Annotated in this window: 15 protein-coding genes; 3 read left to right on the forward strand and 12 right to left on the reverse strand. The window is 30.6% G+C overall.

Annotated elements, in window-relative coordinates; all coding sequences use genetic code 11:
* Positions 1-83 precede the first annotated feature (83 nt).
* From AVANS14531_RS02830 to ribA, 12 genes are all read right to left on the reverse strand, one after another.
* A complete protein-coding gene (locus AVANS14531_RS02830; RefSeq protein WP_239817884.1) occupies positions 84-698 on the reverse strand; it encodes an ABC transporter ATP-binding protein in 615 nt (204 codons plus the stop codon).
* The gene (locus tag AVANS14531_RS02835) at positions 695-2,284 is read right to left on the reverse strand and encodes an ABC transporter permease (protein WP_336611262.1); all 1,590 of its coding nucleotides are present in this window, start codon (positions 2,282-2,284) and stop codon (positions 695-697) included. The genes AVANS14531_RS02830 and AVANS14531_RS02835 overlap by 4 nt, the downstream gene beginning before the upstream one ends.
* Positions 2,281-3,282: a Fe(3+) ABC transporter substrate-binding protein gene (locus AVANS14531_RS02840; protein WP_336611263.1), complete on the reverse strand. Its 1,002-nt coding sequence runs from the start codon at positions 3,280-3,282 to the stop codon at positions 2,281-2,283. Before AVANS14531_RS02840 ends, AVANS14531_RS02835 begins: the two co-directional genes overlap by 4 nt.
* A gap of 278 nt (positions 3,283-3,560) precedes the next feature.
* Positions 3,561-4,088 carry a FixH family protein gene (locus AVANS14531_RS02845; RefSeq protein WP_336611264.1) on the reverse strand — a complete coding sequence of 176 codons (528 nt, stop codon included), beginning with the start codon at positions 4,086-4,088 and terminating at the stop codon, positions 3,561-3,563.
* Complete coding sequence (locus tag AVANS14531_RS02850) at positions 4,085-4,636, reverse strand: hypothetical protein (RefSeq protein WP_336611265.1); 552 nt, start codon at positions 4,634-4,636, stop codon at positions 4,085-4,087. Before AVANS14531_RS02850 ends, AVANS14531_RS02845 begins: the two co-directional genes overlap by 4 nt.
* A 94-nt stretch (positions 4,637-4,730) precedes the next feature.
* Entirely contained in the window at positions 4,731-4,946 is a 216-nt protein-coding gene (locus AVANS14531_RS02860) for a DUF4006 family protein (protein WP_336611266.1), read from the reverse strand.
* A 3-nt stretch (positions 4,947-4,949) separates the two neighbouring features.
* Positions 4,950-5,792: a c-type cytochrome gene (locus AVANS14531_RS02865; RefSeq protein WP_336611267.1), complete on the reverse strand. Its 843-nt coding sequence runs from the start codon at positions 5,790-5,792 to the stop codon at positions 4,950-4,952.
* The gene (locus AVANS14531_RS02870; RefSeq protein ID WP_239817876.1) at positions 5,792-5,989 is read right to left on the reverse strand and encodes a cytochrome c oxidase, cbb3-type, CcoQ subunit; all 198 of its coding nucleotides are present in this window, start codon (positions 5,987-5,989) and stop codon (positions 5,792-5,794) included. Before AVANS14531_RS02870 ends, AVANS14531_RS02865 begins: the two co-directional genes overlap by 1 nt.
* A gap of 10 nt (positions 5,990-5,999) precedes the next feature.
* Positions 6,000-6,692: a cytochrome-c oxidase, cbb3-type subunit II gene (ccoO, locus tag AVANS14531_RS02875; RefSeq protein ID WP_336611268.1), complete on the reverse strand. Its 693-nt coding sequence runs from the start codon at positions 6,690-6,692 to the stop codon at positions 6,000-6,002.
* A gap of 11 nt (positions 6,693-6,703) precedes the next feature.
* The gene (gene ccoN / locus AVANS14531_RS02880; protein WP_239817874.1) at positions 6,704-8,173 is read right to left on the reverse strand and encodes a cytochrome-c oxidase, cbb3-type subunit I; all 1,470 of its coding nucleotides are present in this window, start codon (positions 8,171-8,173) and stop codon (positions 6,704-6,706) included.
* 65 nt (positions 8,174-8,238) lie between these two features.
* Entirely contained in the window at positions 8,239-8,796 is a 558-nt protein-coding gene (rsmG, locus tag AVANS14531_RS02885) for a 16S rRNA (guanine(527)-N(7))-methyltransferase RsmG (protein WP_336611269.1), read from the reverse strand.
* Positions 8,789-9,352, reverse strand: a complete 564-nt coding sequence (ribA, locus tag AVANS14531_RS02890; protein ID WP_239817872.1) for a GTP cyclohydrolase II — start codon at positions 9,350-9,352, stop codon at positions 8,789-8,791. Before ribA ends, rsmG begins: the two co-directional genes overlap by 8 nt.
* Before the next feature lie 56 nt (positions 9,353-9,408).
* On the opposite strand from ribA, the gene hemB reads away from it, so the two are divergent.
* The 3 genes from hemB to AVANS14531_RS02905 are packed head-to-tail and all read left to right on the forward strand — an operon-like array spanning position 9,409 to position 12,780.
* Positions 9,409-10,383 carry a porphobilinogen synthase gene (gene hemB, locus AVANS14531_RS02895; RefSeq protein WP_336611270.1) on the forward strand — a complete coding sequence of 325 codons (975 nt, stop codon included), beginning with the start codon at positions 9,409-9,411 and terminating at the stop codon, positions 10,381-10,383.
* A 2-nt stretch (positions 10,384-10,385) separates the two neighbouring features.
* A complete protein-coding gene (gene hemN / locus AVANS14531_RS02900; protein ID WP_336611271.1) occupies positions 10,386-11,729 on the forward strand; it encodes an oxygen-independent coproporphyrinogen III oxidase in 1,344 nt (447 codons plus the stop codon).
* A gap of 10 nt (positions 11,730-11,739) precedes the next feature.
* Complete coding sequence (locus AVANS14531_RS02905; RefSeq protein WP_336611272.1) at positions 11,740-12,780, forward strand: quinone-dependent dihydroorotate dehydrogenase; 1,041 nt, start codon at positions 11,740-11,742, stop codon at positions 12,778-12,780.
* Positions 12,781-12,787: the final 7 nt, after the last annotated feature.

The raw sequence follows: 12,787 nt of genomic DNA on the forward strand, positions 1-12,787 counted from the left end.
TTTAATAATATTTTCAAGATACTACTTAAAAAGAATTAATAATTTTAATTTTATTTATTTATTGTTTAAAAAAGATCTTTTATTTATCCACAAGTAAGCTTTAAAATTTTTGATTTAAAGGCATTTACATCGGCTAAATCATGAGTTACCATAATACATGCGATATTTAATTTACTTATATAATCAAGCACAAAGCTTCTAATTGAAGAGCGAAGATTAGCGTCTAATGCACAAAAAGGCTCATCTAAAAGCAATAATTTTGGCTTTTGAGCTATACATCTTGCAAGAGCAACGCGTTGTTGCTGACCACCACTTAAAGTTTTTGGATAAGCATTTGCTAGGTTGCTAATCTCAAGTGAGTTTAAAATATCCATAGCGATTTCTTTTTTATCGCCATCTTTTATACCAAATGTTACATTTTCTATTACTTTTAAATGTGGAAAGAGTGCGTAATCTTGAAATAAAAATCCTATATTTCTTTTATATGCAGGAAGTTTAGAGATATTTACACCATCTAAAATAATTTCGCCTTGTTTTAATTCTATAAAACCTGCAATTAGTTTTAAAATAGTGCTTTTTCCACTTCCACTTTGACCTAAAATACTTAGCCTTTCTGATTGTTCTAAACTAAAGCTAAGATTGGAAAATAAAGGCTCTTTATATCCAAATGTAACATTTTTAAATTCTAAATAACTCATTTTCTTTCCTTAATAAAATTAAAAATAACTAATAATATAAAGCAAGTAATAATTACAACAAGTGCAGGAGCACTAACCATAGCAAGCTGCTCATCACTTGCGTATCTGTCCATTTCAAACGAAAGGGTTTTAAAATCACTCGTTGCAAGCAAGCTAGCAAGTGGTAATTCTTTTATAACTTCTATAAAAATCAATATAAATGAGCTAAGAAAACTTGGAATTATTAGCATAAACTCAATTTTAAAAAAGCCTATTAATTGATTTTTGCTAAGGCTTTGCCTTGCATAAATAATTGAGCTTGATAGTTTATTAAATCCTGCATCAAGTCCATTAAACCCAAGTGAAAGAAATCTTACCACATAAGCAAAGATTAAAACCACAGGGCTAAGTGTTAAAAATAAAGTCTTATTAATTCCAAAAAACTCGTAAATAGGTGCATTTAACCTATCAAAAGATATAAATAAAGTAAGCATACAAATAGCAATAACCGAACCAGGAATGCTATAACCCATATTTGCTAAAGAACTTATTGCAAGTTTATTAACGCCACTTTTAAAGCGTTGATTATATGCTAAAAACATAGCTACAAATAATATAATTAAGCTAGAAATCGTGCTTAAGAAAAAACTATTTTTGCTAAGCGTAAATAAAGCTGAGTAATCAACATCAAAATAACTTCTCTTAAACCAAATCAAAATATGAATAATAGGAAGTAAAAAACAAATAAAAAACACTAATGAAAATAAACTTATGATAATAAAACTAGATTTTTTGCTAAGTTTTACCCTTGTGATAGGATATTCTTTAGAGCTTATTTCATAAGGCTTTCTAAAAATCTTTTCAACAAAAAGAATAAAAAATACAATTAATAATAAAATCACAGCTAATTTAATAGCAGCATTTAAATCGCTATATCCAATCCAAGCTTTATAAATACCTGTGCTAAATACATGAAGTCCGTAATAATTAGGCGCTCCGTAAGCATTAAGGCTTTCCATAGCACAAAGACTTGCACCTGCTACAATTACAGGGCGACTTAATGGCAAAATAATTTTAAAAAATATTTCCGTATCACTTTTACCAAGACTTTTTGCACTATTTATAATACTTGCTGAAAATCTTGCAAGAAAACCTCTAGCTAATATATAAACATAAGGAAAAAACGATATTGTAAATATAAAAATACACCCATAAATATTCATAATATCAAAGTGGATTTTAATATCAAAAGTATTTCTTAAAAATATATTAAACCACGAAAAATACGAGAAAAAATCAGCATAAACATAAGCAAACAAATAGCTAGGAATTGCGAATGGTAATACTAGCACAAAGCGAAAAAATTTCCTAAATCTATACTCGTAAAAACTTTCAAAATATGCTAAAAATACACCGATTATAGTTGAAAATAAAAGCGTAAAAAATAAAATAATCGCTGTATTTTTAAGATACTCCCCTAAGTAACTCTCAAACAACACAGCCGTATTTGGCTTTATCGGCTGTGTTATAAAAAACATTACATAAAAAATAGGAATAAGTATTATAAAAAGTAAAAAATAAGCAAAAAAATCGCTTAACTTTCTCACTTCCACATTGCCTTATCTGCTATTACTTGTGCTTCTTCAAGATTTTTTGCTATTTCGTTAAAATCAATTTCACTTGCTTTAAACTCGCCCCATGATTTTACAACATCAGCTGGACTTGCTTCACTATTTACTGGGAACTCAAAGTTTGTTTGAGCTAAAATCTCTTGAGCTTCTTTACTTACTAAAAACTCCATTAAAGCTGTTGCTTCTTTTACATTCTTAGCATATTTTGTAATTCCTGCACCACTTATATTAATATGTGTTCCGCCATCATTTTGATTTGGGAAGAATATTTTAAGATTTTTAAACACTTCTTGCTCAATTGGGTCTTTTGAAACTGACATTCTACCTAAATAATAGCTATTCATAATAGCAACTGCACCTGTGCCACTTACTATTGCTTTTGCTTGATCTCTATCGTTACCTTTTGGATCTCTTGCGAAGTTTGCTACTAATTTATTAGCCCAATCTTGTGTTTTATCGATGCCATCTTTAGCAATCATAAATGCAATTAAATGGCGATTGTATGATGATGTTGATGAGCGAGTTAAAACCTTGCCTTTAAACTTAGCATCAGCTAATGCTGCGTAGGTGCTAAGCTCTTTTTCGCTGATTTGTTTTGGATCATATACAAATACTCTAGCTCTATAAGTTACACCTGCCCAAGTTTTATCCTTATCGCTAAATTTTGCAGGAACTTTTTCATCAACTAATTTTGATGAGTAAGCTTGTAATAAACCTTTTGATTTAGCTTTATATAAATCCCCAGCTCCAACTGTCATAAAAAGATCAGCACTTGTGTCTTTGCCTTCTTGCTCTAATTTTGCAATTAGTGGGTCAATTTTATCTTGCACTAGATTTACCTTAATGCCTGTTTTTGCTGTAAATGCGTCAAATACGATTTTATCTGAATCATAATGTCTTGAAGTATAAACATTTACTACACCTTGTGCTAAAAGCACGCTACTTGCTAATATTGTTAAAGCTAACTTTTTCAATTTTTCTCCTTAAATAATATTCATAAGTTTTGAGATATTAGCAAGAAATTTATAACAATTATTATTTTTAGTATTAAATAATTTATAAAGATTTTATACTTTATTAGATATTATTAAAAATAATAAAAATATTTATTTAATTAAATAAATTTTTATTATAAAAGTATTTATTATTTTATATTTTTTAAATGCTAATTCCGAATTCAAATTCTTTTGTTTAAATTAGAAATTTTTACTTGGAATTTGAAATAGGAATTTGAAGTAAGAAATTAGTATGTTTATTTTTGTAATTTACAAAGGTTTTTACATAATTCTAATTTATAAAACTTAGAAAGTTCATTAATCTTAAAATGAATTAATAAAGTATAACGACCATCTGATAATTCACCCAAATTAACTTTAAATTTCTTTGCATTATCATCAAAATCAACACTTAAAACCCTATCTTCATTCTTAGTATGTGGTCTTGTAAGCTTTGCTTTAGTGCTTATATCTTTTGCTTTTAGTTTTGATTTTTCTTTAATTTCTATCTCTACTACATTATCTACAAAAACCGCAGGGCGTTTAGTAATATCTAGTCTTGTCTTATCGCCAATTACTCTTAAAGCAAAATTGTTTAAAAATTCTTGCTCTCTTTCTTTAATTTCTGCGAAATTTTTCTCTACTTCTTGATATTTTAAAAAATAGCTCTCATCTTCATCAACAGGATAACCAAATGATAAATAAACCGTGTAAATACAAGCAATCATCATAAAAATGATTGAACCTACGATTAAATACGGCCAATATCTTCCTTCTTTTATCATTTTTTCTTAACCTTTCTTTTTATTAAAACAAATATAAAAATAATCACAAATATATAAAATAGCATTCTTAAAGTGTTAATAATATTGCTATTTAGATTGCTAAAACCATTTTCTAATTTAACATTTTTACTATCTGCAATTACATTGCAAAGTTCTGCAAAACCATTTAATACTGAAGTATTTACTAAATCATTTCCTTTAGGCTGAGTAAGTATCGGTAAAATCGCACCTTGTGTAGGAAAAAATCCATATTTTAAATAATAATATTCAGTCACACTTCTAAAGTCTAAGCCCAAATCACTAATAACATCAAGCTTTTTATCTTTTAAACTCATTACTAAACAAGCATAATTTTTCTCATTTTTTACGCTTTCTTTAAGCTCTTTAAAAGGCAAATCATTAGATATTAAAACACTTGCTTTAACGCCTGTTTTTTGTTCTAATTCATTACTTAAAATATTAATTTCATTTAATACATTTACGCTTAATGGCTCTTGTGAAAACAAATTCACAAGAGCTAAAAGCATTATAATTGCTAATTTTTTCATCCTATACCTAAGTGATTAGGAGTTAAAACTGACCAAGCAGTGATAATAGCTAACGCAACCATACCTAAAACTATAATTGTTTCTAATAACTTGCTCATTTTGCGTCCTTTCTAAAATCTTCTAAACTTCTACTTTCACGCATTTTAGCATCTTCAATTTTTTCTAGTTTGTATGGATTTCTCATTTCTTTTTGTTGAACATTAATTCCCCAAATAGTAAGCCCAACAAGGATTGATAATAATAAAACGGTTGCTATTAACATCCCTGTAATTCCATGCAAACCAAATACATTTCTATTATGATTATCCATATTTTACTCCTTTGATAATGTGCTTACATAGCGTGAAAGCGCATCAATTTGCTCTTCACTTAGCATAGCTTTAAAGCTAGGCATTGCACCTATAACTTTTACACTAGCATCACTATCTGCAATTTTTCCACTAGCTAAAACCATTTTAATAAAATCAGGTTTTGTGTAAATATTTAATGCAGGTGCTACGCCTTCTGTTCCTTCGCCGTTATCTCCATGGCAACTTGCACAATTGTCTGCAAAAATATCTTTTCCAACTTCACCTTGCATACCATTTGCTACATAAGTTGCAACAGCTTTTGCATCATCACCCTCAACTAAACCAGCTGGCATTTCACCAAAGCCTAGTCCTGTTGAACCATTAGCTAATACATCTAATATACCTGCAACACTGCTCCATTTTGTTAAATCTTGAGCTTTGCCATTAATTCCTGTTGCTTGAACCCCATGACAAGGTGCGCAGTGTAAGAAGAATAAGTTTTTACCAACATTTAGCTTTGATTCATCATCTAAAGTTTGATATTTTTCTTTATATTTTGCATTATGAGCTGCAACTTCTTCATTGTATTCGCCTATTGATGAATATTTATTTAGCGGATATCCTGCTAAGAAATACCATACTGCAAATACTAATAAAACAACAAACATAACAGCCCAACCGGTAGGAACAGGGTTTTTATACTCTCCTATTCCATCCCAACTATGCTCACTTAATTCACTTTCTTCTCTTTTGTTTTTCATTTGCTTAAATGCATTTAAGCTTACTATTAATACAGCCAAAACAATAATTGTTGCACCGACAATAGAAAGCAAGTTTACATTATCAGAAAGGTTAAACCACTTCATTACTTTCTCCTATTTTCTAATAAAGATGAATCTATATCATCATCTAATGCAAGTTTTGCATACTTTTCATAATCTCTTTCGCCGCTTCTTTGAGCTTTATATAAATGCGCTATGTAGGCATATAAAACTATTGTTAAAAATGCTACTAAGAAAAAATAAGCGTGTCCTTGATATTGCGCAATTTCAACTAAACTCATATTTTTTTCCTTACTTTAAGCTATTTAAATAAGCAATTAATGCAACTATTTCTTTAATCTCACATTTACTATCAAGTGCATTTGCACGGCAAGGTTCAAACGCCTTTTTAACATTCTCATCACTCATCGCATCAACAATAGGAGTAGCTTGTTCTACCATCATTTTGCGTGATTCTTCATAGCTGCCTAATTTTGGATAACCAGTTTCATCATAAGGAACATTGAAAACTTTTTTAACAGTTAAAGCTTCTGCATAAGCAGTTTCTAAATCTGCATTTTTGTTAAATAAATGCGGATACTCAGGCATAATTGAGTTTGGAACAACCGAAACAGGTTCTTTCATGTGATTTTCATGCCAATCAGTAGTTCTATAATTACCAACTCTCATTAAATCAGGGCCTGTTCTTTTTGAACCCCATAAGAATGGTCTATCGTAAGCATACTCACCTGATTTTGAATACGCACCATATCTATCAGTTTCTGCTTTGAATGGGCGAATTAATTGTGAGTGACAAGCGTTACAGCTTTCTTTAATATATACATGACGACCTGCAAGCTCTAAAGTTGTATATGGCTTTCTATTTTCAATAGGTCTAGCGTTTGGACTAAATGCAGGTAAAATCTCAACTATACCAGCATAAGCGATTACAACAAATACAAATACCGCAAAAAAGAAAGGATTTTTTTCTAACCAACTAAACATATCTTACCTCCTTACGCTTGCATAGGACTTGCTGATTTTGGTTCAACTTCAATGCTTCTGCTTGAAGTAACTGACTTATAAATATTATAAGCAAACATGAAAAATCCTATTAAGTATAATAATCCACCGATAGCTCTTATAATAAAGTAAGGGTGTAATGCAACAACAGTATCAATAAATGAGTAAAGTAAAGCACCACCATCATCATAAGCTCTCCACATCATACCTTGAGTAATACCAGCTATCCACATTGAACTAAAGAATAAAACAATTCCTAAAGTTTGAATAGTAAATTGTAATTCCATAATTTTCTTTGAATAAATCTCTTTTTTGAATACTCTTGGAGTCATATGATAAATTGCAGCCATAGTCATAAATCCTACCCAACCTAGTGTTCCATCATGCACGTGTCCTGGAATCCAGTCTGTAAAGTGTGCTAAAGCATTGATTGATTTAACTGATTGAATTGAACCTTCAAGTGTGCTAAACATATAGAATGTTGAAGCAAAAATCATAAACTTAATTAATGGGCTTTCTTTTACTTGGTGCCACTCACCTTTCATTGTAAGAAGAATATTTATAGCACTACCCCAGCTAGGAAGTATCAATACAACAGAGAAAATTGAACCCATTGTTTGCATCCAATCAGGAACAGTTGAATAAATTAGGTGGTGTCCGCCTGCCCATAAATATATAAACATTAATGACCAGAATGAAAATAATGATAATTTATAAGAAAATATCGGCTGACCGCTTTCTTTTGGTAAGAAATAATATATCTCAGCAATAATAGCAACAGTGAAAACAAATGCAACCGCATTGTGTCCAAACCACCATTGAACTAAAGCATCGTTACTTCCTGCATACATTGATACTGAGTGAATCCAGCTTCCCATTCCTGTAACAAGTCTAGTTGGAACTTCCATATTGTTAAATAAATATAGCATTGCTACACCTAAAAACGCTGCAATGTAATACCAAACAGAAATATATAGGCTTTTCTCACGGCGAATTCCAATAAGTCCAAAAATACTCATTCCCCATAAAACCCAAATAACAACCACTGCAATATCAAATGGCCACTCAAGTTCTGAATATTCTTTAGATGTCGTAATACCAGCAAAAAGGCTAACAACAGCTAATAAAATAGTAATCATAAATATAATAAAATGAGCTTTACCTACGAACATCAAAAACTTTGATTCTCTCATAGATACCTTTAAAACTCTTTGACCTACATAATACCAAGTAGCCCAAATTCCACTAAGCATAAAACCATATATCACACCATTAGTATGAAGTGGTCTTAGGCGTCCAAATGTAGAATATTCACCTGCTATATTATTTAGCTCAGGAAATGCTAATTGAAACGCTATTAAAGTTCCAATTCCCATACCGATTATGCCAAACAAAATACATGCGAACATAAACCACTTAGCTACGGTATAATCATAGCCAAGATTTTGCGATGGATTTGCCATAACTTCTCCTTAAATAAAAATTAAAATAATCTTCTAATTATAGTCTTAAAAAAAATAATTTAAGCTTAATTTGTAATAATTTTGAAATCTTTTTTATGAAATTCTAAAAAAATTCTATTGTTTCTCTCGTGCAATCTAAAATCATTCAAACAATCTAGCTCATCTTTTACGAAAGAGCCTTTATATAAAATGAATTTTGTATTAGAGTTTGAAATATTATTACATAATGTAACAATCATCTCGGTTTTTGCAAAAGCCCTTGAAGTAATTAAATCGCATTTTAAATCATTTTCACATTCAACCTTAATCGGCTTAATGAAAACATTTTCTAAATTAAACTTAGCTTTCATTAAAGATAAAAAAGCAGCTTTTTTGTAATTTGGCTCATACAAATAAAACTCACAATCACGCTTTAAAAAAGCTAAAAATAAAGCAGGAAATCCAGCACCTGAGCCAATATCAGCAACTCTAATTCCTGATTTAAATTCTAAGAAATTTAATATCTCAATGCTATCAAATGCTGCTGCTTTAATATCTTTTAGCCTTGTAATATTATGGGTTTTATTAAAAGTCTTAATTCCTATTTCAAATTCTTTTACGAATTCTAAAAACTCATTATTCATTTAACATATGTCCCATTTTGCACGATTTAACTTTTAAATACTGCTTATTATAATCATTGCTTTTCATTATTAAAGGTATGCGTTTTACATCTTTACTAATGGCTTTTAGTTTTAAAGGATTGTTCGTAAGTAATTTTACGCTTTTAATCTTGTAATACTCAAGTATAAAATCAACTATTTTATAATCTCTTTCATCATCTTTAAAGCCTAGTTGTAAATTTGCTTCTAAAGTATCTAGCCCACTATCTTGAAGATTATAAGCATTTACTTTATTAAATAGCCCTATCCCGCGACCTTCTTGGCGAAGATAAATAACCATTCCGCCATTTTCTTCAATATATCTTAAAGATGCTTTTAACTGGTCTCTACAATCACATTTAAGCGAGCCTAAAGCATCACCTGTAAGGCATTCAGAATGTATGCGAACATTAACCTCATCATTAATTTCACCTTTCATAATCACTAAATGCTCTTTATCATTTTCTTTAAAAGATTGGATAATAAAATTTCCAAATCTTGTAGGTAAATTTGCTTGTTTTGAAACTTCAACTTTCATCTAATAACTCTTTTTTGATTTAATTAGCTCTAATTATACAAAAAAAGGAGTTTAGTGTGCGTAAATTTAGAAGACTTAGAAAAAGCCCTATAATTAGGGATTTAGTAAAGGAAAACCAACTTAGCTTAAACGATTTGATTTACCCTTTATTTGTAGTAGATAAAAAAAATGCAAAAATTGAGATTAAATCAATGCCAGGGGTTTATCAACTAGGTTTTGATGAATTATTAGCAGAATGTGAAGAGTGTTTAAAGCTTGGAATTAAGAGCATTTTATTATTTGGTGTATTAGATGAAAGTGCAAAAGATAGCTGTGGAAGTGATGCGATGAATGAAAATGGGCTAATTGCAAGAGCTATTAGAGCTATTAAAGAGCGTTTTGGAAATGAGCTTTATTTAATAGCAGATTTGTGCTTTTGTGAATATACAGACCACGGACATTGCGGGGTATTAGATGAAGATGGATATTTAAACAATGAAATTACGCTTAAAAACTCAGCAAAACAAGCTCTAGTAATGGCAAGAGCTGGAGTTGATATGATTGCACCTAGTGGAATGATGGATGGCATAATTCATACTCTAAGAACTGCTTTAGATGAAAATGGCTTTGATACTTTACCGATAATGGCATATTCAACAAAATTTGCAAGTGCATACTATGGACCATTCCGTGATGTAGCTAACTCAGCTCCTAAAAAAGGCGATAGAAAAGCGTATCAAATGGATAGTGCAAATGGCAAAGAAGCTTTACATGAAAGCTTAGAAGATGAAAAACAAGGCGCTGATATATTAATGGTAAAACCTGCTTTAGCATATTTAGATGTGGTTAAAGAGATTAGTCAAAACTCACTTCTTCCACTATGCGTTTATAATGTAAGCGGCGAGTATTCAATGCTTAAAAACGCTGGAATGGCTGGGCTTGTAGATTATCCAAAAATCTTAATGGAAACTATGATTAGCTTTAAAAGAGCAGGTGCAAAGCTAATAATTACATATCATGCTAAAGAATTAGCCGAAATGTTAAGGGGTTAAAAATGGATTTTAGTGTATTAGCAAAATATCAAACAAGTGGCCCAAGATATACTTCATATCCAACAGCTATTGAGTTTAGCGAAGATTATAAATATGATGAGTATATAAAAGATTTAGAAAGTAATACTGATAAACCTTTATCGCTTTATTTTCACTTGCCATTTTGTCGTTCGGCTTGTTATTTTTGTGGCTGTAATGTGATTTATACAGCAAATGAAGATAAAAAAGAAAGATATTTAGATTATATTTTAAGAGAACTTGATATTTTAAAAACTCATCTTAAAACCAAAAAAGCTATTCAAATGCACTTTGGCGGTGGAACGCCTACATTTTTTAGCGCAAGCCAGCTTGAAATATTGCTTAAAAAAATTAATGAAATATTTGAGTTTTTACCTGATAGCGAACTTTCATGTGAGATTGATCCTAGATTTTTAAATGTTGAGCAAATGAGTGTATTTGCAAAATACGGCATAAATAGAATTAGCTTTGGAGTGCAAGATTTTGATCCTAAAGTGCAAAAAGAAATCCATAGAATTCAGCCCTTTGAGATTACGCAAAACGCTGTAAAACTTGCAAGGGAAAATGGGGTAAAGAGCATAAATACTGATTTAATTTATGGCTTACCTTATCAAGATTTAAACTCATTTAGCAAGACACTTGAGACAATTCTTAAAATAAATCCTGATAGATTAGCTGTGTTTAATTACGCTCATGTGCCTTGGATTAAAAAGAATATGAGAAAATTTGATGAAAGCACTATCCCAGAGGCTAAAACAAAGCTAGAAATTCTAAAGCATACTGCGAAATTTTTAGGTGAAAATGGTTATAAAATGATAGGAATGGATCATTTTGCAAAGCCTAATGATGAATTATTTAAGGCTTTAGAAAACGGCACGCTTCATAGGAATTTTCAAGGATATACTACAAAAGGTGGGGCTATTTTAGTTGGCGTTGGGCTTACAAGTATTGGAGAAGGGGCTAACTATTACGCACAAAATTATAAAGATTTAAATGATTATGAAGCAGCTATTGATAATGGCAAACTACCATTTCATAGGGGAATTAAGTTAAGTAATGATGATTTAATTAGAAAAGCTGTGATAATGAGCCTAATGGCTAATTTTAGCCTAGATATTAAGGCGATTGAAAAGGAATTTAAAATCGGATTTTGGGATTATTTTAAAGATGCAAAAGAACATTTAAAAACCTATGCCGAGTTTTTACAAATTAGCGATGGTGAAATAAAAGTAAATGAAACAGGCACATTATTAATCCGTAATATTTGCATGGGATTTGATGCTTATATGAAAAATAAAGGCGATAAGACCTTTTCAAAAACTTTATAAAGGTAAGTAAATGTATGAATTAGCAAAAAAAGTGATATTTAAATTTGACCCTGAGGATATGCATAATCTGGTTATAAAAGCACTTAAAACTCAAAGATTTTTAAAGGTAATTGATTATAAAAAAACTTATAAAAACCTTGAAAATGAATTATTTGGAATGAAATTTAGCAATCCTGTTGGACTTGCAGCAGGATTTGATAAAAATGCTGAAGTGGTGTCGCCTTTAGCAAATCTTGGCTTTGGCTTCATTGAAGTTGGAGCGATTACTCCTAAGGCTCAGCCAGGCAATCCTCGTCCAAGAATTGAGCGTTTAGTAGATGAACTTAGCATTCGCAATGCAATGGGATTTAATAATGATGGAGTAGAAATTGCAAAGGCAAATCTAATGCGTGAGAACTTTTCAAAACTGCCTCCGATTTTTATAAATATAGGTAAGAATAAAATTACACCTAATGAAGAAGCGATAAATGATTATGAGATTTTAGTGCGTGAGCTAAAGCCTTATGCTGATGCTTTTGTAATCAATATAAGCTCTCCTAATACTCCAAATCTAAGAGATTTACAAAATGCTGAGTTTATTGAAAATATTTTTAAAAGACTAAATGAGATTAATTCGGTGCCAAAATTTATAAAATTTGCTCCTGATATGGACTTTGGCTTAGCAACTGAACTTGCTTTAACAGCACTAGAGAATAATGCCACAGGAGTGATTTTAAGCAATACAACGCAAGATTACTCACTAAGCAAAAAGAGTGATTTAACTAAGGTTGGAGGCTTAAGTGGTAAGGTATTAGCTAATAAGTCTTTAGATATGCTAAAAGCAATAGCACCAAGTATTCATAAAAAAGGCGTGATAATTAGTAGTGGTGGGATATTTGATGGAAATGATGCGTATGAGCGTATAAAATGGGGTGCAAATTTAGTTCAAGTTTATACAGCTATGATTTTTAATGGTCCAAGAGTTGCTAGAAATATAAATGATGAACTTACAAAATTACTAAAAAACGACGGCTTAAGCTCGATAAACCAAGCCATCGGCGTAGAACTTTAAGAATTTG

This window comes from Campylobacter sp. Cr9 (assembly GCF_020138295.1).
Lineage (GTDB): Bacteria > Campylobacterota > Campylobacteria > Campylobacterales > Campylobacteraceae > Campylobacter_E.